This window comes from Candidatus Roizmanbacteria bacterium (assembly GCA_016700135.1).
Taxonomy (GTDB): domain Bacteria; phylum Patescibacteriota; class Microgenomatia; order UBA1406; family GWC2-37-13; genus UBA1450.
In genome coordinates, this window is record CP065004.1 from 653,673 (window position 1) to 676,964 (window position 23,292).

Genomic DNA, 23,292 nt, shown 5'->3' on the forward strand with positions numbered 1-23,292 from the left:
TTATTTTCCCCATAAATAAATACCTGATAATCTCTCTTGCTGCTTTTTATTGTTGAGATCCCGTTGGATTTTCAATTTTTCTCTCTTCAGAAATTTCATTTCGTCTTCAATATTACTAAGCAGCGCGTCCATTGCTTTAATACGAGAAGCATATCGGGCAAGCTGAGTTTCGTAAAGAGTCTGTCTCATCAGTGAAACGGTTACGTTGTCATTCAGGAATTCAGCGATCTCCTCACCGGACGGCTCAAACAAATACATCGGCACCGTGCCTTTTTCTTTTGTGTTCTGTTCTTCCTGCTCCTCATCTTCCAAAAGTTTATAGATACTCGGAATTTCGGTCGCGATGATATCCTGTTCAATAACCGTTTTGAACTGAGCATAGTACACGTGTATTGTTTTGTACTGAATCAATTCATAGAGAAGCGGCTTGAGATCATTGACTCTGATGTTATTGTCCGGAATTTCAAAAAATTGATACTCCAGGTCGCTGTTATATTCCTGAATAAAATCTTTTCCGATTCTCCCTACTACAAATATATCACCTTTTATATCACTGTCCTTGAGGAAGGTATTAAAAATTCTGCGTAAAATATCGCCGTGAAAACGAGAATTTGCCGTGATAAGAACCTTTGCCGTGTCTTTGGTTTTCAGTTGATCTTCACGTTTTTTGAGAATGTGGTATGAAAAACGCAGGGAGTCAAAAACCTCTTTCAACTGAGCCACAAAACCTCGCGCTTGTTCGATCGTGCTTCGCGTTTCTTTCATCTTCATAACAGAGATCTCCTGATACGCAGTGGCGATCGTTCCGAGTGTATTGAGAAAATTTTGTTCCTGGACTACGTCAGTTTTACTTTGCATAGAGCCATAATCTCCGGTGAATCTTTTAATGTAATGAGAAATTTCGAGATGGATTGTGCATCTGTAAGTGATTCAATTTTTTTTCTGTTACCTTCTTTCGAGTAAAGGTCCAGCAAACCGGCAAGAAGATTTACATATTCCGTTTCTGATGAGAAGTCAGCAACACCGAGCCAAACAAGCCCGAACAAAATAATTTGAATATCCCGGGGGATAATTCTCTTTTCCTGCTGAAGGATGACATTTAAAGCCTTCCCTTTCTCCAGTGTCCTTTTTGATTCATCGGAAAGCTCACTTCCAAGATGAGCAATATTCTGAAGTTTTGTGTATTGTGATAACGTTGACAGGATTTCTACATTTATCGATCGCAAAAAATCACTCTGAGTCTGGCGTCCCACACGGGTCACAGACAAAGGAATATTAATTGCCGGGCGTTGTCCTTTATTGTAGATATCAACGTCAAAGAGGATATGTCCGTCAGTCATACCCATAAGATTGGTTGAGATATAACCGGTGATATCTCCTTCGACTGTTGAGGCAATTGGTAAACAGGTGATTGCCACAGATTTTTTCTTAGTATGTTTGAAATTGCCGGCTCTTTCTAGCAAACTGGCATGAGCAAAAAAGATGTCACCCGGATAAGATTCACGTCCGGGAAATCTACGGCTCAGGAGTGAAATTTCACGATAACTCTGGGCATGTGTCGAGAGATCATCAAGAATCAGTACTACATCATTTCCCAGGTCCTTATAGTATTCTGCGATAGTCATGGCTGCATAAGGGGTCAGATAAATAATACTCGGACTGTCTGATGCCGATGATGCCACCACGACGGAGTTCTGTAAAATATTATTCGTTTTTAGGTAAGTCGAAAGCTGATTGATTTCACTGTTTCTTTTTCCGATAGCTGCATACACCGTAATGGTATTTGGTTGTTTTACTTGTGTTTCCAAAATGGAGAGAACCAAAGAAGTTTTTCCGGTTTTCACGTCTCCCAGAATGAGTTCTCGCTGGCCTTTGCCAAGAGGTAAAAGAAGATCTACTTTCAAAACTCCCGTGAGAAATGGCTGATCAATTTTGTTTCGGCCGTCAATTCCGGGGGCAGGCGTAAAAAGAGGTCTGCGTTCCTGTTCTTCAAATGTATTTTCATTCAGGCCGAGAGGGATACCGAGAGGATTAATCATAGAACCGAGTAGTTTGGGGCCAAGCGGAATACTGATCGGTTCTGATGTACGGGTAACTTTCGTATGAATGGGCAGCGGTGAGTTTGAAAAAAGAAGTGCATGTACCTGTTGCTCATCGATATCTAGAATCTGACCTTTTTGTCCTTGTTCGAAAATAATGGTTTCGTTCGGACGTACTTCCGGCAATCCTTCTATTGTGACCAGAGGATGACGCATTTCTTTTACTTTTCCGTATACGCCTGTTTTTTTCAAATACTCCTGATAAAGATCCATATTAGTTCGGTTTTTTTAGAAATGTATTAAGACCTTCCTGCAAACTCAGATTAGTGATCTCTCCGTTATAGCCTATAACGGCACCTGCCACGAGTGAGGGATCAATCTGCAGATTTAGGATAATATGCGGCTCAATTTCACTCCGCCACCATTTAAGGATGCCTTTCAACTGTTCATAGGTCGGGTGAAAAGCAAGGGTGATATCGACCTTTGGGGCTTTCTTCAGCATATTTATAATATCTGTTAAAAAAGGATTACTGCTTTCTCCGTCTCGAAGCTTTATGTTATTCTCTTCAGCTAGCTCCAGTATCGCATTGGTAATGTTGTAGGGGAGGTAGGTATCAAGAACCGACATAATATCCTTATTTTTATCATAACTTGCATCAAGCGCATGCTGCAGTGCATTGATACAAGCGTTACATTGCTCAGATGTATAAATGAGGTCAAATAGACCTTCATATGATTTCTGGTCACTCATAATTAAGACGAACGTGAATGATTTTTCTTGAATTTATCCAAGGCTTTGAATAGAATATTCTCCTGATTCTCTTTTGTCATTCCGGTACTAAAGTAATCAGAAATGTACTGCTTGATGACTGACTCAGCATGTTCATCTATCTTTTCGAACATTCTGTTCCTGTAGTCATTGATTTCGCGGCTTACATCCTCAATCTGTTTTTCGGCGTTGTCCTTCATTTGTTGAAGGATTGCAATTATTTCTTTATGAAGACCGTCCCGGAATGCAGTTTGGTGTTCACGTGCTTCGTGCTGCAGGTTGGCGAACAATGTCTGAGTCTCTCCCTGGTATTGCTCGACCAGCTGACCGTATGTCTCTTTGAATTTCTCAACAATTGCTCCTTTTTGAATGTCAAGTTGATTCTGTGCGGTGTATGTGGTGTCTTCAACCAGTTTATTGAGTTTTGATTCCACTAATTGTTTTGTTGCAGATGCATCAGAAACGATGTCTTTTGCTTTCTTCGTTGCTTTTTCAATAATTTCTGTTGATCTTAGTTCTGCCTGTTTAATGATTTGCACCATTTGATCTTCAATTTCCTGTTGCTCTTTCGGTTTCAGTTTCCCTTTTTGAATTACGACTATAAGAAATATCGCTAAAACAAAGTTAAGAATAAGGCTCACAACAGGAAGCCAAAATAGAACGGGTAACAGTGAATCAACAGTAATATTCATACTAAGACAACAACTAATAAATGGGTCTTATTTCATTATATACAAAGCTGCAATAATTCCAACTAAAGCCACAATAAAACCGATAATTACGTTCAATGTGATACCGAATTGAATTTTCTTAAAGGCGAGAGGGTTTCTTCCCAATGCTTCAACTCCCGATAGGGACAGTCGTCCAAAATAACTCAGACTCATAAAAATCGTTATAAGAATAAGAACCGCACCGGTGGCAAACCTAATGAGAGATGCGGTTGTAAAGAAATTTGCGGTATTGGATGATCCTCCTGATTGAGTGCCTGCAGCAGAAGGATTATTATCGTTTGTAGGTCGGACTACCACACGGATTTTACTGATTACCTGTTCATTATCAGCAGCCTCCTGCACATCTACGTCTTCAGCAGCAGTACCGAGCACTGGGCCTGCACCCGTCGCCTTCATCCCGACTCCCTCCCAGGGAGACGATGTTATGTAGTCTCCTTTCTTGATGGGACCGTTTGCCAATGATACCCAGACAGATGCTTCACCGCTTGTTGCAAGGGGATAGGTTCCTTCGGCTTCTCCCGTATTCAACTCGATTGCAGGATTTTCTGTCACCACACCGATAATATTCTTCTGATATGCTTCAGTTGTTACGACGTACCCCTCATCGGTTGTTGCAATAATATACCCGTCAAGTACTGAATCTCCATCGATAGGCACCCGTGTGCTGAATCCGAAAGACGTATTTTGTGCATTTACAATTATTACGTCAGGATGAAATACATAAAAAAGAGCTAGAAGAATGCCTATTAAAAACATATACGGACGTATTATTTTTAAAAAAAGCCCATTTTGATCCATAAATTTCATTCTAGCATAAATCCGAAAAGAAGTATAGGTCTTCTTGCAAAATACGACACGCAAATTTTAAAAAGAACGATATATAAATTATCTTCATAAAAAGATAATTAGCTATATATGTTCAATTAAATAGTTCATAATAATTTTCTTCTTAATGTATATATATTGCAACGTCTACAAAATTATGTAGGCTCTAGACTAGCACATTAACAATTTGTAATAGTTCATTGTAAAGGATCGATGGGGATTTGCTCCATCTCCATTCACACTCTTTCAAGTGTAATGGAAAGTTTTTCTTTACACCATTGAACTTAACGAGACGTCTTTTACAAAAGGACCAGAATGACTCTATGCCATTGATATGGACCCCTTTTGTATTTGAGAACTCATTTTTCTTGTGATTGATTCTCAAATGTTTGTCATACCCGACATCAACAAGTCCGTTGTATCCGCTCCACGAATCTGAATATACAGTACTGTTCAAGTCAATCTTTCCCTTCATAACAGCATGTAGCGTTCTTCTTTTACAGTTTGGAATGATACGAGTAAATACACGTCCTTGACGCTCATATATCCCAAATACTACCTGCTTAAATGACGTCCCACGACCTCTTTTACTTGACTTGCCTCTCATCCTTCGAGGTCCAAAGTATGATTCATCAATTTCTATCTCACCACCAACATATCGTTGCATCTGGTGCACTTGGTGATGATATATGAGTTGACGAATATTATTGTAATATTTGTTGACTGTATTGCGGTTGAGACCCAAAATACCAGAGGTCTGTGTAGCACTCAGATCGTGTGCAAAACACCATAGTATCTTTTTTCTCTTGTATTTTGATATCGGCCTATTGTTACAAACCATACCTCTAGTTTAGCACTACTCTGCTAGTCTAGAGCCTTATGTAATACTGAATTTGTAGAGGGTATGAAAAAATTCCGGAAATTTATCATCGCAATCATAGTTATTGCAGTGTTTACTGTGTTATCCCTCTTTGCCTTCACGTACTACTCCCGTGCGGAATCGCCGATTATCTTCATCTCACAGCTGCTGCCAATGACCCGGGAGGGGTTGACTGCTACAGAGAGAGTTATCGAGACCAGGAATCTTCCGAATCCAACGTTTTTGTCAGAACCTGATTTATTGACAGATGCCACCCTTGAAATCAATTTACCGGCTTTATTTTCAGCTCCCGTGGTATTTCTGGAAGATATCACGGCACCCAATATCCTCTACAGCCTTGATGCGGGTGACGGAATTGAGCTTTCAGGAGATCCTCAATCTCCGACAATTACCAATACGGGAGTCATTTCACTTGAGGGAGTAAATGGAGCTATTGAGCTTCAGAGTGATAATATCCGAATCAGCACATCCGGGAATACGATCACCCTGAGCGCAGACATACCTGCCCCTGACATTCAAAAACTGACGGAATCCGATATTGAGGCATTTATCTTTGATGCCGATAATACCGGGACGCTCAGTTCGGGAACACTGGCACTGGATGAACTTTCCTACACAGGGACGATACCTTCTGCAATTGTTGTGGGTGAGTATAGCGATATAACAGGAGTAGGAACTCTTACGTCCCTGGAGGTTGCCGGCACCACAACCGTGAACGATATGCTGTTTGTTGGTATGTCTACGCCTACAGCAGCGATCGGAAGCACCTACTTTGATTCATCTGATGAGAACCTCTATATCTATACGAGCTTGGGATGGGTTGATTTGACGGCCGGAGGAGTCACCTATACTGCCGACGGTGAAGGTATTGAGCTAGTGGGAAATCAATTCCGTCTTGAACTTGACGGAAATTCACTTTCAAAATCAGGGAGTGGATTGAGAATATCGAGTACTTATCCGGGGCAGGTGTCTATTACAACGGTGGGGACAATCACAAGCGGCACGTGGCAAGGGTCTGAGATTGAAGATGCCTATATCTCAGATGCACTTACCATCTCTGCTTTAGGGTCGGTGGATGACGGTGCATTGTCTTCGAACGTTTCACTCCTGGGTCAGTCAATTGAGACAACAGAGATTACTGACGGAACGATCCTTCCCGTGGATATTAATTCCGGCGGAACGCCCGCACAGAACGGATACTCGCTGATCTACAACAGTACTACTGAAACATTTGACTGGATATCACCGGCATCGTTGGGAATAAACTATTGGGCGCGTACCAGCGGAGTACTTTCACCGGTCAATGCTGATGATGTGTTGAGTATTACAAGCAGTGTGACGACACCAATGTCACTCATAAATACAAGCGGTGGCGCATCATTTAGAGTCGATGATCAGGCAGGGGATACTTCACCCTTTATTGTTGACAGTACAGGGAAAGTAGGAGTAGGAATGTCCACGCCCGTTCATAATTTGGATGTGGCCGGGAAAATCGGTATCAATAATACGCAAATGATCTATTTGCCAAACCAGTCGGTTTTTACCGGATCATTGGTAATTGGAGACGGAGGTGGCTCTTTGACATATAGCACGGGGTCTGACGGACGTAATAATTTATTTGTCGGTATGGATGTCGGTAAATTTAATAGTACCGGTTATCATAATACGGTCTTGGGCCAACTCGCCGGATATGCGATTACAACAGGAGGAAACAATACATTGGTCGGACGCGCGGCAGGAGCTACCCTTAATTCGGCGATTAATAATACTCTTTTGGGTACTGATGCCTCATTCCAGACGACCTCGGGAGGAGGAAATGTCGTCGTTGGTGCAGGTGCAAATTACAATAACCAGAGTGGTTCCAACAACGTCATTTTAGGATACCAGGCTGGATATGGTAACACGGTTCATAGTAAGACAGGAAATGTAATGATCGGCTATCGTGCAGGATATTTTGATAGCAATAACAATAAGCTCTATATAGAAAACAGTAATGCTACGATGAATGATGCCCTCATCTACGGAGACTTCTCAACAGACCAAGTTACCATTAATGATTATCTCGGGGTCGGGAGAACAAATCCACAGTATGCACTCGATGTAGTAGGAACGGGACGTTTTAGCGGAGATCTTCGGGTAACCGGAGCTTTTTGGGATAGTTTCAATGTGCAGGGAGCAACGGGAAATATTTTGACCAGTACTGAGACGGGGACGAGGTGGCTTGCGGCAAGTACGATTTTTGACGGGACTTACTTCAAACAGGACGGTAATAGCTTTACAGCTGATGCAGTACTCGGGACCAACGATACCTTTGGCCTGGCATTAGAAACTGATGGTGCTACCCGTGTATATATTGATTCTGTTGGAAATGTTGGCATCGGAACTACTGCTCCGGGAGACGAACTGGATGTTAACGGAGAGATAGATTCATCTACATTTTACAAATTGGAGAATGCAAAGATACTTGATGTCTATAATACAAGCTCATTAGCTTTAGGTCATGGTGCGGGAGCCTCCTTAACAAATCCTCAATATACGACCCTTATTGGGTATCAGGCGGGATACAATCTCACAGATGGATACTCAAATACGTTTATCGGAGCTTATGCAGGTTGGGACAACACCGGGGAATATAACACGTTTATCGGTAATGCTGCCGGACATGGGAATAGCTCACAAAACTATTGGAACACTGCAATCGGTGACTCAGCGTTGTACTCTTTGGGGACGGGAGATGATCAAAATACGGCTTTAGGAATGGATGCTGGAGTCGATTTTGACGGTGGTGACAACAACGTATTTATTGGAGCGAATAGTGGCATAAGTGATGGGATGTCTAATTCTATTGTTCTGGGAACGAATGCCTGGGCGTACTCATCCAATCAATGGGTAGTTGGTGACGAAGCTGCCCCAATCAATAATGCTTTCTTTGGTGAAGGGGTATTCTCATCAACTCCGTCAGATATCACCATAAATGCAACAGGCGGTTCGGGATCTGATATTGATGGGGCCAACTTGATACTTGCAGGAGGAAAAGGAACGGGGAATGCAGCAGGAGGATACATTGCTTTTAGTACTTCAAATGCAGGGTCTAGCGGATCCACTTCACAGACACTTACTGAGAAAATGAGATTAACTGCAGATGGGAGAGTAGGTATAGGTACAACTGCGCCGGGATCGAAGCTAAGTATCGATAGTTTGGGGACCGGGACAGGATCACCTCTCGTGATTGACTCAAGCGGAAACGTCTGGAAAGATACTTCTTCCCGCAAGTACAAGGTCAACATCCAGCCGCTGAACACAGACTTCAGCAAAATACTGGATCTAAAACCGGTTTCATATGACTTCAAAGATACAGGAATGCACACGATCGGATACATTGCCGAAGAGGTAGATGCAGCAGGGTTGAAGGACCTGGTTGTATATGATACCGCCGGTCAGCCTGACGGTATCAAGTATGATCGTATGGCTATGTATCTGCTTGAGGTTGTGAAAGATCAGCAGAAGTCGATCAATGCACTAAAACAGGCTCAAATGACTCTGGATACCGAAGGTACCGTTGAAATGCCGTTGACTGAGGACAATCAGCTTCCCACGACTGACTTTGAAAATATCGATATAAATGAAGAAGGCAATGAAGAATTCCTGGCTTTGCAGCATAAGGTTAATTATGAACTGACATCTGAAATTGCCGATATCAGAGGAAGCGTTGAGAGTCTGAAAACAGAGATGGAAAATATTCAAGAACAGGTTGATACAAACGGATTTGATAAAGTTGAGAACGCTCCATATATAGCTTCTCTTTCAGAAGAACTTCAGCGTCTTGCCGATGAAGTAACCGGACTTAAAACTGACTTCCTGACGGCATCAATTTCAGCGAATCTGTCAGGAATTGATACCGTCGTTTCTGATCTTACCGTCACGGGGAAAACAAATCTCTATGATGTAGGTGTGGTAGGAGATCTTGTAGCGGGCCTGGTCACAGTGGATGGTGTTGAAGCCAGCATTAATACGATCGGTGAACCTCTCAGACTTCAATCAGAAAAAATGGCAGACGTAGAATTTATGGGGGGACTGGTGCGTGTTACCAAAGAAGGAGACGTGCATATAGCAGGGGAAGTAAGTGCACAGAAGTTCGTAGTAAATACGGACGATCAACTCAATGCTTCTGCAGGAGAGGCGATCATTCCTGCGGGTACGGACATTATTGAAATACAGACAGAGAGTGTCACGGAAGGATCTTTAATCTATGTGACCTTTACATCGGATTATACTCCCGCTACAAGGTACTGGGTAGAAAGCCGTAAGAAAGGGGAGTCCTTTATCCTCAAAACGGATAAAATCGTTGACAAAGCAAGCCAATTCTCCTGGTGGATTGTGAACTAATCTCCGTTATTCGTTATGGCGCTTATGATAGCTTCCGTATCAATTTCTTCTAGTCGAAGAAGCTCTGACGGTGTGCCTGATCGGGGTGTTTTCTTAACACAAAGATGACTAAACTTGACATCAATACCATCAATTGCAACACGTACTGCTTCCCCGAGGCCGCCATTCGGGTAATGGTCTTCGACAACAACAGTATGCCCCGTTTTTTCAGCGAATGAACGGATCGTATCAATATCCAGCGGCTTTACGCTATATGCATCAACGACAGCCGTAAAAATGCCTCTGTTTTCCAGTTCCTGTTGAGCTTTAAGTGCCTCATGAACTGTAATGCCGGCAGCAATTATGACGGCTGTATCTTTATCTGATTCACGTAGTACTTTTGAGCCTCCGATCGGGAAGGAATCGGTTGGTTTATAAAGAGTATCAGTCTTTGCACGGGTGAGTCTGAGGTATGAAAGCCCTTCATGTTTCCTCATTTCATCAACAAGCTTGATCGTAGAAACAGGATCGGAAGGATAAAGAACTGTGCTCTGCAACAATGCCCGCATCATTGCAATGTCTTCGAGAGCCATCTGGGATGATCCGTCTTCACCGATTGAAACACCCGCGTGTGAGCCCACGATCTTAATATTCGGATCGGAGTATTGAGCCATTCTGATCTGATCATAAGCTCGTGAAAGGAATGCGGCAAAGCTGGATGCAAATGGCTTTAGCCCGATTTTTGACATACCGAGAGCCACAGATACCATGTTTTGTTCAGCAATATACATCTCAAAAAACCGGTCCGGGGCGACTTCCTTCATTTTTTCAGCGTATGTAGAGTTGGAAGTCTCCGCATCAAGGATTACCACACTTTCATCTTCTGCAATGTATTTCATTGCCTCACCATATCCTTCACGAGTGGCCATTTGAGCAGCAGGGGGATTTTCAGGCATGGAAATAGTATCTTTAGCCAAATTTTTCACAGAAATTTTTTCAGGTATTTCAACTGTTCCAGTTAGAGTATGTTCAAAGTTTCCGATTTCCTTAAGTGCTTCATCTTTCATCTCCGGTGTAAGCGCTTTCCCGTGCCAACCGTCCTTATCTTCAACTGATGAGACTCCGGCTCCTTTTTTTGTTTTTGCTAGGATCATCATCGGAGCTTTGGCAGTATTAAGATGGGTAAAAGCTTCTGTTACAGCTTTAAGATTGTTCCCGTCTTCAATTACGATAGTATTCCATCCGAACGATTCCAGGCGTTTCTGATATGTCTCCAGGTCCCATTCGAGCATAGTTGCACCGCGCTGGCCCAACCGGTTGATATCAAGGAGACCGACAAGGTTATTGAGTTTGTAATACGAAGCAAGCTGTAGGGCTTCATATATTTGCCCTTCAGCAAATTCGGAATCTCCCATTAGCACCCAAACGTGCGGCTCCCTTTTAGGTTTCAGTTTTTGAGCCTTCATCTGGTATTTTATTCCTAAAGCCATACCCAGTCCCACGGATAAGCCTTGACCTAGTGAACCGGTAGCGACATCCACCCAGGGCAATTCGGTCGTGGGATGGCCTTCAAGGCGGGATGTGAACTTGCGGAGTGAAAGAAGTTCCTCCGTCGTAATTTTTCCTGCAGCCTGATAAAGGCTATAAAGGAGCGGTGAAGCATGGCCCTTAGAAAAAATCATACGATCGTTAAAAATATATTTCGGATCATCGAAGTCGTAATGCAAATACCCACCAAACCATAATACCGTCATAATTTCAACGGCAGATAAGGATGTAGTAGGATGACCGGAACCTGCTTTAGTTGTAGAAGTAATAATATTTGAGCGGATAAGTTTGGTTAGTTCTGGGAGATTGTTCTGTGACATATGTGCTTAGTATAGCATAGGCGCTATAAGAGAAAACAAAAAAACGTAAGAGTGAATAAGTTACGAAAGATATGGCACTCATAGGGAACTAACATCTATGAGTAAATGGGGAGGAGATCAGCTTCGAGTAATTAGGAGTTATGACTGGCAGTACAATAGAGATCTTATGAAAAAGATACGATCTCTATCAGACTACAATCAGTCAGATGTAGCACAAATCAGAAACGATGTTCTGACATTTGCAGAGAAGTACGGGATACAAGCTGCAGTTGATGCATATGGGATATCACGAAGGACATTGTTTCGATGGAGGAAGAGACGGCGAGATTCAGAAGGGCAGTTGGATAGCCTGATACCAGAGACAACCAAGCCAAAGACACCCCGACGTATGGAGACTCACCCGAAGGTCATATCCTTTATCAAAGAGATTCGAGAACAATACTTTTGTTTGGGAAAGGAGAAGATCAAGCCCTTACTTGATGAGTATTGCCTACAGGAAGGAATTTCAACTATATCTGAGTCAACCATTGGAAAAGTGATCAAAAGACACAACCTGCAGCGCAAGACCTACCGGATCTATCACAATCCAGCAAGTGGCTTTGCAAAACGGAAAGTAAAGTACCGACAGAAGGTCAAGCGGTCTCCCAAGGTGGAAGATACCGGATACATTGAGATTGATACCATCACGAAGTTTGTACACGGAATCAAGCTGTATGTCTTCAATGCAGTGGACATCAAACTCAAATTCCAGTTCTCCTACGGATACTCAAAACTCAACAGCCGAAACGGTGCTGATTTTATGAGAAGACTGGAACTAGTATACCCAATACAAGATGGTATAAAAACCATACAAACAGATAACGGCCTCGAGTATCTGGGAAACTTCCATGACTATCTGGAAGAAAACAATATCCCACACCTCTTTATCTACCCCAGATGTCCCAAGATCAATGCCTTTATTGAGCGAGCAAACAGAACACTCCAGGAAGAATTTATGAACCCCTACATCTATACCAAGTGGACCGGTATCGGATCATTCAATCGTCACCTTATTGAATACCTCGTCTGGTACAATACAAAGCGAGTTCACAAAAGCCTGAACAATATTTCACCTATGGATTACCTATTATCTATTTTACCTAAAGAGTGCCATATGTATGGAACTCATACAAAGAGATGAAATATCCTATAATATATGGTATAATAAGATCCATTATTATTGAAATAATCATTATGTCTGAACTATTTCCAGCAAATACTGATAAAAAAATCGATAGAAGAACATTCCTCAGAAGTGCTGCAGGACTTTTTGGTCTAGCAGTTTTAACGGCATGCGGAGGTGGGCCAGATGGCACAAGTCCAACTCCAGCTCCGGCTGTAACCTCGGTTCCTGAGAGTCAGGGGTATGCCTGGGATGTAGACTGTACAGCTCAAGTACAAGTAGAAGCAGGTGATGTTTTTGGAGACGTTATTGACCGTGCGCAAGATACGTGTCCAAACCTCTCAATCCATGACGGATATGAATCTTTTTATATGCAGGATAGAAGTGTAAACAACATAATGGCAGGGGAGACAGTCACCTTAAATGACTACAAAAATGTACCATAAAAGTAAATATGGAAATTTTAAGAGTAAACTCAGTTGATAGAAACAGGGTCATTACGCATGTAGCTGGTATAGCCTTACTGTTAGCAACACTGGCAGCCTATAAGTGGACACATCCGACAGTAGACCCGGATGCAGCTTATCCGAAACCGGCATGTTTTGATCAGCTTGATCCTGTCAATCAGAAGTATTTTCTGGACAACAGAGAATTCATTGTTAACCATCCGGATGCTTATTCGCCTCTCACGGAGGAAGTATTGCTTCATGTTGATTGTCCGGCGGAAGATAGTCAGGTTATCGTGTCACCTGATAGCTCTGCACTTTCTGTAGAAGCTCCTTAGCTTCTGCATTTTCTTCAAAATGCTTCCTTACGGGAGCGAGCAATTCGTCAAGAAGTTTAATGACGGTATTTTTAAGATCAAGCGGATGGAGGCTTTTATTGGCGTAATCCTGTTCAAGATCTTTATATGATGTGTAGGTTACTGTGCCGCCAAATTTTTCCGGACGTTCGATTTTCAGTTCACCAAAAGATTCAAATAAGATATATTTACAGTATTCCAGAATTGGGTTTTCATCAACAATGCCTTCAGGTGCCCATGCTTTCAGTATTTTTCTTTTGATATCTTCTGCTGTATCTGTCATATAAACCGCTGAATCGGGATGAGATTTTGACATTTTTATTGCAATGGTGCGTGAAGTTTTATCCTCTCCGGAAGCCTCAGGCGGCTGAGCAAGTCCCATCAGCATGTGATGACTTACAACAACAGGTTTCCAAAAACCCAGCTGAGGTCCAATTTCACGGGCTAACATATTCACTTTTCTTTGATCCATGCCTAATTGGGTGATTTTTGCCCCAAGTTTAAAAATATCTGCAGTTTGCATACAGGGATATATGATCTGAGCAGCAGTAAGATCCATAGATTCATCACGACCCATTATTTCTGCCGTTCGGATAAATCTTTTGAGGGAATTAGTTTTTGATATTTGAAGTACGAGCTTCCAGTAATCGGGTTCTTTTACCAGGTCTGATGCCCATACAAACTCAACATGAGAAAGATCCATCCCGCATGCTTTCCATACTTCAATAAAATATTTTCCGACAGTTTGAATTCGTTCAAGATCTCCTCCCATTTTATTATTTGCATACGCGTGCCAATCTGCGACCAACATCTTAAACTTTACTCCTGCCTTTGTCATCTTATTTACATTGATTGTACGGAGAATTCCCTGAGCGATGTGAATTTGTCCTGATGGCTCGAATCCATCATAAGCAATTAACTCTTCTTCTGATCCCAGAAGAGATGCAAGATCTTCTTTTGTGATAATTTCTTCTCCGACTTCACTGATAAGCCGGATACGTTCATCGGTCGTCATGTGAAATAGTATACAGCATAAGCTAAAGAGTAGCCAGTATCTTGTATAGGCTTTTGTGTAGACATCAATTATGAAATGACGTTCATTTCATACACCTAAATACAGGTACCCCCTACCCGTATCCATTTTGAAATTTACACACGGAAGGTGAGCTGATGGTTGAGGGTTATTCAAATTGCTTGATTATTCCTGCAATTTGTTCTTTCTTTTCTTCGGTAACGGCAATAAGGATTATTCCCATATCAGCTTGCCCGTAAACAACTACTGAGTTCAATGGAGAGAGAAGAATGGCGGGGAGAGCTAGGAGATCTTCTTCACCCTTTATTATTATTGTCTTCATTCCGCTATCTTCTATATCGGAAATTGCCTGATGTATTGCTTTAACAGTTGTCTGTTTTATTGTGCCGGGGGGATTGGTTATAGCGTTCTTTGACCTTTGTATTATCGGTAAATCTTTCCTTCGTGAACGGTTATCCCGAATGATAAGTTGAGGTTTGAAGCCTGCAGCAAGAAGAGAGTCTGAAACAATATCACCAACAAGTATGGTCACAACGGGATGATGCTTTTGTATGGCTCGTACAGCTTTTTCGGCTGTAAAAGAAGCAAACCTTTCTTCACCTTCAATAATTGTCCCTAAAGGTTTCCTTAAAAGTTCTCTTAAGCGCGGCGGAAGATTAAGTTGCCGTGTTTTTGTAAATAATTGCAGATAGGAGTTCCCCAATCTGTTTATTGCTCCCTTACGAATTCTTTCAGCACGGACAATTTTATTGTCCGTTCCTTTTAAAAACGGGACAGATACAATATCGAGAGGAAGTAAGCTGTTCTTTTTACGTCTTTTATTGATTTTTAGTGCATTCTCAGAGGTTTCTCTGGTTACAATTATTGCCTGAAGGGTGTTGTCAGTATCAGCAGTTCCGTATATATCGTTTAGCGGGAAAATTACAGCTCTTTCTTTCCAACCATTTTGAATTAAATAGTCGGTTAAGTATTCTTTTCTCAAGTGAAAAGATTGAATAGATTGAGATAGTATCTTTTTTTGAATAAACTGATCAGTTGAAATCCCAATTGAAACTTTCAGCCCTGTATGAAAAGCAAAGTCCAGTATACGTTTATGGCCGGCATGAAGATGGTCAAATGTTCCTCCCAAACATACATGTCTATAGTGATATCTCATATCATTAATAATTATATCAGTTAGGGTCTCTAGTCGAGAAGTAATTCCTCTGAATACAGTATTTAGTCTAAATTAATTTATCAACTTTTATACTTATATAGAAACTTAAACCTGCAATTTGAATAAATATCATTAGTAAATTGGTTTATTGAGAACTGTCTTTATATATATGTATTTTGTAACAAAAGAACAGGATATGTGCCAATCATCTCTAGATACATATAGAGCCCTATTTAAAGAGGTGCCTTTTAATGCCAAAAATATGATAAATGATTTAATATCAATTTAGCCATTTCCAACAATCTGCTTTAATTTGTTACTAATAAAGAGAGGGGGGATAATCGATTATTTATAGTCTTATAGTGATGAACAAATAAATGATTTAGGAAATCATGAATAAACTTCAATTTTCATTATTAACTCTGCAGACTTACTTTCTGCTGCAGTCACAAAACCTATATGAATAATATAAAAAGAGCTTCCTGAGTAGGATTATACTTGAGATACTTCTTTCTCTCCCGTATAATTACGTGACATACTCATATGGCAAAAAAATACCAACCTCAAACGTTTGAAAAACATTGGCAGGAGCAATGGGAGAAGGAAAAAACATATAAAGCTACTGCGAGCAAAAAGGATAAAAAATATATTCTGGACATGTTCCCGTATCCCTCAGGTGCAGGCCTTCATGTAGGGCATCCCAGAGGATATACTGCTACGGATATTCTTTCACGATATTATCGGATGCAGGGATTCGATGTACTTCATCCGATGGGGTGGGATGCATTTGGACTCCCGGCGGAAAATGCAGCTATAAAGGCAAAAACTAATCCGAAAAAGCTAGTACCACAAAATATTGCAAACTTCAAAAGGCAAATGAAAATGCTGGGATTCTCATATGATTGGGATCGTGAGTTTGCGACAACTGATCCCGTATACTTCAAATGGACACAGTGGCTGTTTATTCAGTTCTTCCGCATGGGACTGTTATATAAAAAAAATACCCCGATAAATTATTGTCCCAGTTGCAAAACGGGTTTGGCAGAAGAAGAAGTTCTGCCTGACGGTACGCATGAAAGGTGCGGTAATCCGATTACTAAGAAAGATCTGCCGCAATGGATTTTCCGAATCACTAAATATGCAGATGAGCTTATTGATAGCCTTGATGGACTGAAATGGCCAAAAGGTATCCTTGAAATGCAAAGAAACTGGATTGGGCGTAAAGAGGGAATTAACATCACTTACAAGATTGAAGGGACAAAAGAGTCGGTCACGTGTTTTACAACAAGGCCTGAAACTAATTTTGGGGCAACCTTTATCGTAATTGCTCCTGAACATGAGTTGACCGGAAAAATTATTGACGGTTCTATTCAATCAGGAGAAATCACTGAAAAGGTGCGCACGGAGGTAGAGCGCTACGTGGCTCAGGCAAAAGCTAAAACTGAACTTGAGCGTATTTCTGAAGGAAGAAAAAAGACGGGTGCATTTACCGGGTTATATGCACTCAATAATCTGAACGGGAATAAGATTCCTTTGTGGGTTTCTGACTTTGTATTGAAGGATTTTGGCACGGGGGCGGTTGTCGGAGTTCCCGGGCATGATTTACGGGACTTCGAGTTTGCGCAGGAGTTCAAGCTCCCAGTGTTAAGAGTAGTTGTTAGCAGCGATGGGGATACTTCGCCAATAAAAACAGCATCCCAAGTTCAGGAAGAAGATGGGAAAATGGTTAATTCTGAATTCCTTGACGGAATGGATATCCATAAAGCCAAAGCTCAAATCATGGATTATCTTGAGGAAAAAGGGTGGGGAGAAAAAGTCGTTTCTTATCATTTACGCGATTGGATTTTTTCACGACAGAGATACTGGGGAGAGCCTATCCCGATGGTCTATTGTGAGGTTTGTTCGAAGAATAAACGATCCGGACTTACATCAGAAGATCAAAATTTATCCGTTCGTGAAAAAAACGTAGAAGATAAGATTAATGGATGGAAGAGCGAGGTAGAGCCTTCAATGTACGGCTGGTATCCCATTAGTGCGAATGATCTTCCGTTGGATTTGCCGGATGTTGACAGTTATGAACCTCTCGAAAGCGGTGAGTCGCCACTTGCTGCAATCGACAGTTTTGTAAAAACAACCTGCCCGAACTGCGGAGCTGTTGCAAAGCGTGAAACTGACACAATGCCCAACTGGGCAGGTTCATGCTGGTATTTCCTGTACTTTGCAAGCAGTGAAGTTTTAAATAAAAGTACTTTAGACACAGAACCCAATGCAGAAGAATGGCAAAAATTGATCGGAGATGCTTCCCGACATTGGCTGCCGGTTGATTGGTATGTGGGTGGGGCGGAACATGCTGTATTGCACCTTCTGTACTCCAGGTTCTGGATGCATGCCATGTATGATCTTGGGATTGTTGATGTACGTGAACCGTTTATGCGCTTAAGGAATGTAGGTATGATTTTAGCTGAGGATAATAGAAAAATGAGTAAATCATGGGGGAATGTCATCAACCCCGATGACGTTGTGAGTGAATATGGGGCTGATAGTTTGAGGTTGTATGAAATGTTTATGGCGCCTTTTTCACAGGAAATAGCTTGGTCAACCCGAACTCTACAGGGAACATATCGGTTTCTGAAAAGAGTCTGGGCCATGAGCCAGTTATATGCAAACGGAGATGCCCAAAATATGCCCGAGAACGAAGATCTTAAGCGAAAGCTGCACCAGACCATTGACAAAGTTTCACGTGATATTCCTGACATAAAATTCAACACAGCAGTGGCGGCAATGATGGAATTTTTGAATGAATGGGAAAAAACGTTTAACGTAAACAGAGAAACATTGGGAAAAGAAGACTTTAAGGCATTCTTAAAGATACTGGCACCGTTTGCTCCCTACATGACTGAAGAAATTTGGCACACAGTCTGTGGAGAAAAGACATCAATACATCTTGCAGTCTGGCCAGTTGCAGATACAGAATTCATTAAAAGCTCTGACGGAGAAATTCCAGTACAGGTCAATGGTAAGGTCCGCACGATAATCAAAGTACCTAATGATTACGGACGTGAAAAAGTCCTTCAAGAAGCCCTAAAACATGAAAAAGTACAAAAGTACGTGACAGCAGGTAAGTATAAGAAAGTAATATTTGTACCGGGCAAAATCTTAAATATTATTGTGTAATGAAGGATATTTCTCAAAAAAATATTTATTGGTGAGCCCGCCGAGACTCGAACTCGGAACCAATAGCTTAAAAGGCTACTGCTCTACCATTGAGCTACGGGCCCATGTATTCCATTCAAAAGACAGCAGAAAGATTCTGACTGGTAGCTTTAGAACCGAACAAGATGGATATGAAATTGTATCAACTAAACCTCTAATTTTCAACGGGAGCTTGTTTGGTCACGGTAATCTCAAGTTTGGCATCTGGCACGGACTCTGTATCTACATGATATACACCTTCATTCATGAGTACTACAATAAACCGTTCGGATTCGCCGTATCCGCGTTCAGTCCTGAGTTTCTCTTCATTTGACCTCAACTTCATTAGCGTTGATGTGCTTTTATTGGTTATTTCGATACGCTTACCAATCGGGACAGAAATATATTGCGGATCAAACTTATGACCGTCAAATGAAATCTTAACCGCGTTTGAATCATTATCACTTAATCGCTGTTTTGTGATGTCGGTTGTCTTTTCACCCGTCCTCATAAGACTAATAATAGCCTCAGGTGGGCGAACCATCAGAATAGCATTAGTATAAAAACCGATAATGAAAGCAATAACAAATAGGGCAACGCCTCGAATATAACTTTGCATGGTTATTTATTGGCAGTCCTTTTATTTCGTCTGAGATACTTCCTGATCAGAAGTATTATGACGATCAGGATGATAATTCCTGCCACGATCTTGACTGGGAAAGCAAAAAACGGAGTGTATGTAGTAATGCTTTTATTTTCACTCCCATAATAAACGATTGCTACAGCCTGATAGGGGCCGATTAAGAATTTTTGGTTAAATGAGGTGTCAATGACCCGTGCAGCATCAGGGAAAACATTAGTCGGGGGAATAACTATATCTTCAACTTTTTTTCCTAATACATTCATGATGCTGACAATTCCGGTTGCTTTCACATGAACATTTCCTCCATTCTGAAGCCTCAAAGTGAGTGGTACCGGTCCGAATTCTACAAACGACGGAGCGGAAAATTCAAGAACTTTTATGTTCTCATCGACTGGACCTGATACGCGCAATAAAAACAATGAAGCAATCTCTTGGGCAATCGCTGCACTGTTTGGAGTGGTTCCTCCGTTTATCGAAAATACCATTGCTCCGTATCTTCCTCCTCCTACCTTCTGGTCCGGAACTTTAATTGTTACTTGTACTTCGCGTTCTGATTTCGGCTCAAGGGTAAAGGTAGCAGGTGATATGGTAGACCAACTGGAAATTGCCCATGGGCCTTGCTCGACAAGTGCCACCTGTCCGCCTTCTCCTTCAGCTGTAAAGTCTTCAATTCTTGTTGTAAGAGTGTAGGGGATATTTCCTTTATTTCTGGCTTTGGCCTTCAATGTAATTGTCTGACCGGGATCTACATCAAGCTCTTGGGATGGAGGAGATATCTCAATAGATTGCTCAGGTGTGATATTCTGTGCAAAGTTTGAAGTGATGTTAAAAGCTAATATTCCCGCGGTTAGAATAATAAGTACAAGCAACGATAGAAGATATTTCTTTTTAGACATACTGCATTATAACTCCAATTTTATAGAATTAATATGTTGGAGTTGCGACAAGGATAATTGTACCAGTGTAGTTACCTGCTGGTTGCAGTTCATTTACCTCAGCTCTCCAACCTACACGCTTCGATTCAGATCCGCCTGCCGGGGCAGCAGCATTATATATCAATTCCTCAGGAGTTGTTGAAAAACCAGCCCAATTGTTTGAACTAAAGCGATTAGTTGTACCCGTACCTAGGGTAAAGTCTTCAGTTGTATATCCGAAGAATCCGGTGTTAGTATTGGCTACTCCTCCGTTTGGAGCTCCTGTAGCCCAAGATGCGGGAGAAGCATTCGTACCGGTGAAGTTATCAATATTGTTGGATCCGTCATTAAGCGGAGCACTTGATCCGGGATCAATATATTTTACAGTCACCTGGTACCCATTCACTGAGTTGGTCTCAACCGTAATGTCATGGGCAGCAGTATTCGGATCTTCATCAGCAAGAGTTCCGAACGGTATAGTATTTGCGGTTGTTACGACATCAAGCGTAGCTCCGTTTACTTGGCCGTTCACCAGTCCAATACCTGAAGTATCATTAGAACCGTCAACAGGATCAACGGTAAAGGTAAATGTCGGTCCGATTGAAGCCGTAACTGTGATAGAAGTATCAGTCAGGACAGCTGCCGCAACCTGAGCAGTATCAATCGTTGCATTTGAACCATCACGGGTTGTGATGTTTACAAAAAATGATGTATCAGCAGTAGAAGGGTTCGTAACGTTTGTCCACGGAATAGTGATTGCAACACCGTTGTTTACTGATGCAGGTGAAGTAACAGTATATGTCGCCACATTTGATGCAACTCCTCCGGTTCCAGCACCCAGTCCTGTCACTGATCCGACCGCCGTTCCGATAGTAAGGCCGGTAGGAGCACTACAGGTACCGGTTGAGGCAGTACAATACTCAAATCTTACCGAAGCAATAGTTCCTGTTGTTGCAGTTGTAAACGTAAAAGAATGTGTTGTTCCTGTATTTGAAGCACGTGAATCGCTGATTGTAAGTGCCGCCGTAGTCAAGGTACCTGCCAATACATTTTGCATGATAAGATATTTCGACAAAGGAGGCACAATAAGGAGAAGAGTGATGATAAAAGAGACTAATACGATTCTGGATATTAGTTTCAAGTAATAAAATTTCAACATGTGTTTCCTTTTCTTGTAAATTTAGCTAGAAAAAGTATAGATATAATCATAATGGCACAGTTCAGAGTGCTTGTCAATAAGTATTACTTTCTCTTAATTAATTGCTGCACGAAATTTTTCATTCGATCCATCAGAGCAACCTTTCTAGCAAAAAAGAGTAGTGCTATCAACAGTATCAATACAATAATCAGCTGGGGCGGAAGGTAGAAAAAATACTTTGTGTCAACTGTCTGAATACCGTTGCCCAAGGACACCCGTAATTGTCCGGTATAGAACCCGGGCATGAGATCGGGTACGGATGCCGTACTTTCCCATGCTCTTGTTTTGCCAGGAAATATAAGCTTTTCTTCCAAAGCAATTTTCTGTTCATTAGTAAAAAAAGAACGAATATGAAGAAATGGCCGTGCAGTGAAGTGGTAAAGTGAATTACTTTGGCTCTAGACTAGCAGAGTAGTGCTAAACTAGAGGTATGGTTTGTAACAATAGGCCGATATCAAAATACAAGAGAAAAAAGATACTATGGTGTTTTGCACACGATCTGAGTGCTACACAGACCTCTGGTATTTTGGGTCTCAACCGCAATACAGTCAACAAATATTACAATAATATTCGTCAACTCATATATCATCACCAAGTGCACCAGATGCAACGATATGTTGGTGGTGAGATAGAAATTGATGAATCATACTTTGGACCTCGAAGGATGAGAGGCAAGTCAAGTAAAAGAGGTCGTGGGACGTCATTTAAGCAGGTAGTATTTGGGATATATGAGCGTCAAGGACGTGTATTTACTCGTATCATTCCAAACTGTAAAAGAAGAACGCTACATGCTGTTATGAAGGGAAAGATTGACTTGAACAGTACTGTATATTCAGATTCGTGGAGCGGATACAACGGACTTGTTGATGTCGGGTATGACAAACATTTGAGAATCAATCACAAGAAAAATGAGTTCTCAAATACAAAAGGGGTCCATATCAATGGCATAGAGTCATTCTGGTCCTTTTGTAAAAGACGTCTCGTTAAGTTCAATGGTGTAAAGAAAAACTTTCCATTACACTTGAAAGAGTGTGAATGGAGATGGAGCAAATCCCCATCGATCCTTTACAATGAACTATTACAAATTGTTAATGTGCTAGTCTAGAGCCTTACTTTTTACTCTGAATTCATAGTCCAGCGAATTTGGGTCTAGGAGAATAAAAGGAGTATTGTAATCGGAGATAAGGGCAGGATGCACGCCGTTTGCCGGACTGCCGATGTTCGTCAATATCAGTGCACCGATTTTTGTTGTAAGAAGGGAATTAAACTGTTTTTGATTCGGGAATAGGGGTTCGATGAATATCATGCCATGGTAGCCTCCGAAAGAAATTTTTTGAGGAGTTTTAACCGTAATGGAAATATTCTGCTTCTCACGCGGTTCAAGAATCATTTCCTTAGGATCAATACTGATCCATGAAATAACTGAGTTGGTGTTATTCTTTTCAAATATATAATCTCCAGATTCTTCGGAAACCTGGAAATCTTCTGTAGAAATCCGGACAGGGACAGGGATATCCAGCAAATTCTCAACAGTCATGTCGTAGGTCGTGGTTTTGTTTGGAGATAATGTCAGATCAAAAATGAACGGAGAAACCCGGATAATCTCACGTTTCGATGATTGAGCGAAGATATTGTTATACAGGCCCGTTATACTATGGGGGAGTATAGTAAATATGGCTAAAATTACGGTTAAAATAAGAGTGCGTTTCATATTA

General features: G+C 41.4%; 19 protein-coding genes and 1 tRNA gene. 6 read left to right on the top strand and 14 right to left on the bottom strand.

Features of this window, described 5'->3' with window-relative positions; translation table 11 throughout:
- The 6 genes from IPM65_03540 to IPM65_03565 all read right to left on the bottom strand — a co-directional run bounded on the left by IPM65_03540 (window position 1) and on the right by IPM65_03565 (window position 5,205).
- Window positions 1–858: a F0F1 ATP synthase subunit gamma gene (locus IPM65_03540; protein ID QQS44644.1), complete on the bottom strand. Its 858-nt coding sequence runs from the start codon at window positions 856–858 to the stop codon at window positions 1–3.
- A complete protein-coding gene (locus tag IPM65_03545; GenBank protein ID QQS44645.1) occupies window positions 837–2,312 on the bottom strand; it encodes a hypothetical protein in 1,476 nt (491 codons plus the stop codon). Before IPM65_03545 ends, IPM65_03540 begins: the two co-directional genes overlap by 22 nt.
- Before the next feature lies 1 nt (window position 2,313).
- Complete coding sequence (locus tag IPM65_03550) at window positions 2,314–2,790, bottom strand: hypothetical protein (GenBank protein QQS44646.1); 477 nt, start codon at window positions 2,788–2,790, stop codon at window positions 2,314–2,316.
- Window positions 2,791–2,792: 2 nt separating this feature from the next.
- Window positions 2,793–3,500, bottom strand: coding sequence for a hypothetical protein (locus IPM65_03555; protein QQS44647.1), 708 nt, complete (start codon window positions 3,498–3,500; stop codon window positions 2,793–2,795).
- A gap of 27 nt (window positions 3,501–3,527) precedes the next feature.
- Window positions 3,528–4,337: a hypothetical protein gene (locus IPM65_03560; GenBank protein QQS44648.1), complete on the bottom strand. Its 810-nt coding sequence runs from the start codon at window positions 4,335–4,337 to the stop codon at window positions 3,528–3,530.
- Window positions 4,338–4,530: 193 nt separating this feature from the next.
- The gene (locus IPM65_03565) at window positions 4,531–5,205 is read right to left on the bottom strand and encodes an IS1595 family transposase (protein ID QQS44649.1); all 675 of its coding nucleotides are present in this window, start codon (window positions 5,203–5,205) and stop codon (window positions 4,531–4,533) included.
- A gap of 63 nt (window positions 5,206–5,268) precedes the next feature.
- On the opposite strand from IPM65_03565, the gene IPM65_03570 reads away from it, so the two are divergent.
- Window positions 5,269–9,630, top strand: coding sequence for a tail fiber domain-containing protein (locus tag IPM65_03570; GenBank protein ID QQS44650.1), 4,362 nt, complete (start codon window positions 5,269–5,271; stop codon window positions 9,628–9,630).
- On the opposite strand, the gene IPM65_03575 is transcribed toward IPM65_03570, so the two are convergent.
- The gene (locus IPM65_03575; GenBank protein ID QQS44651.1) at window positions 9,627–11,477 is read right to left on the bottom strand and encodes a transketolase; all 1,851 of its coding nucleotides are present in this window, start codon (window positions 11,475–11,477) and stop codon (window positions 9,627–9,629) included. The two genes, IPM65_03570 and IPM65_03575, sit on opposite strands and share 4 nt — an antisense overlap.
- 97 nt (window positions 11,478–11,574) lie before the next feature.
- On the opposite strand from IPM65_03575, the gene IPM65_03580 reads away from it, so the two are divergent.
- From IPM65_03580 to IPM65_03590, 3 genes are read left to right on the top strand one after another with little or no spacing between them, the layout of a single operon-like run.
- Complete coding sequence (locus IPM65_03580) at window positions 11,575–12,657, top strand: transposase (protein ID QQS44652.1); 1,083 nt, start codon at window positions 11,575–11,577, stop codon at window positions 12,655–12,657.
- Complete coding sequence (locus IPM65_03585; GenBank protein QQS44653.1) at window positions 12,654–13,085, top strand: hypothetical protein; 432 nt, start codon at window positions 12,654–12,656, stop codon at window positions 13,083–13,085. Before IPM65_03580 ends, IPM65_03585 begins: the two co-directional genes overlap by 4 nt.
- An 8-nt stretch (window positions 13,086–13,093) precedes the next feature.
- Window positions 13,094–13,423 (top strand): hypothetical protein, encoded by a 330-nt coding sequence (locus IPM65_03590; protein ID QQS44654.1) that lies wholly within the window; start codon window positions 13,094–13,096, stop codon window positions 13,421–13,423.
- On the opposite strand, the gene IPM65_03595 is transcribed toward IPM65_03590, so the two are convergent.
- The gene (locus IPM65_03595) at window positions 13,377–14,456 is read right to left on the bottom strand and encodes a tyrosine--tRNA ligase (GenBank protein ID QQS44655.1); all 1,080 of its coding nucleotides are present in this window, start codon (window positions 14,454–14,456) and stop codon (window positions 13,377–13,379) included. The genes IPM65_03590 and IPM65_03595 overlap by 47 nt on opposite strands.
- A 166-nt stretch (window positions 14,457–14,622) precedes the next feature.
- Window positions 14,623–15,630, bottom strand: a complete 1,008-nt coding sequence (locus tag IPM65_03600) for a pantetheine-phosphate adenylyltransferase (GenBank protein QQS44656.1) — start codon at window positions 15,628–15,630, stop codon at window positions 14,623–14,625.
- A 543-nt stretch (window positions 15,631–16,173) separates the two neighbouring features.
- Here IPM65_03600 and IPM65_03605 point away from each other — a divergent pair.
- Entirely contained in the window at window positions 16,174–18,804 is a 2,631-nt protein-coding gene (locus IPM65_03605; GenBank protein ID QQS44657.1) for a leucine--tRNA ligase, read from the top strand.
- Window positions 18,805–18,833: 29 nt separating this feature from the next.
- On the opposite strand, the gene IPM65_03610 is transcribed toward IPM65_03605, so the two are convergent.
- From IPM65_03610 to IPM65_03625, 4 genes are all read right to left on the bottom strand, one after another.
- Window positions 18,834–18,908: transfer RNA gene (locus IPM65_03610), tRNA-Lys, on the bottom strand.
- A gap of 89 nt (window positions 18,909–18,997) precedes the next feature.
- Window positions 18,998–19,441, bottom strand: a complete 444-nt coding sequence (locus tag IPM65_03615; GenBank protein ID QQS44658.1) for a cupredoxin domain-containing protein — start codon at window positions 19,439–19,441, stop codon at window positions 18,998–19,000.
- Window positions 19,442–19,443: 2 nt separating this feature from the next.
- Complete coding sequence (locus tag IPM65_03620; protein QQS44659.1) at window positions 19,444–20,361, bottom strand: DUF916 domain-containing protein; 918 nt, start codon at window positions 20,359–20,361, stop codon at window positions 19,444–19,446.
- 28 nt (window positions 20,362–20,389) lie between these two features.
- Window positions 20,390–21,436: a hypothetical protein gene (locus tag IPM65_03625; GenBank protein QQS44660.1), complete on the bottom strand. Its 1,047-nt coding sequence runs from the start codon at window positions 21,434–21,436 to the stop codon at window positions 20,390–20,392.
- Window positions 21,437–22,007: 571 nt separating this feature from the next.
- Between IPM65_03625 and IPM65_03630 the strand changes: the two genes are divergently transcribed.
- Entirely contained in the window at window positions 22,008–22,682 is a 675-nt protein-coding gene (locus IPM65_03630) for an IS1595 family transposase (protein ID QQS44661.1), read from the top strand.
- On the opposite strand, the gene IPM65_03635 is transcribed toward IPM65_03630, so the two are convergent.
- A complete protein-coding gene (locus tag IPM65_03635; protein ID QQS44662.1) occupies window positions 22,674–23,288 on the bottom strand; it encodes a hypothetical protein in 615 nt (204 codons plus the stop codon). The two genes, IPM65_03630 and IPM65_03635, sit on opposite strands and share 9 nt — an antisense overlap.
- Between the last annotated feature and the right edge of the window lie 4 nt (window positions 23,289–23,292).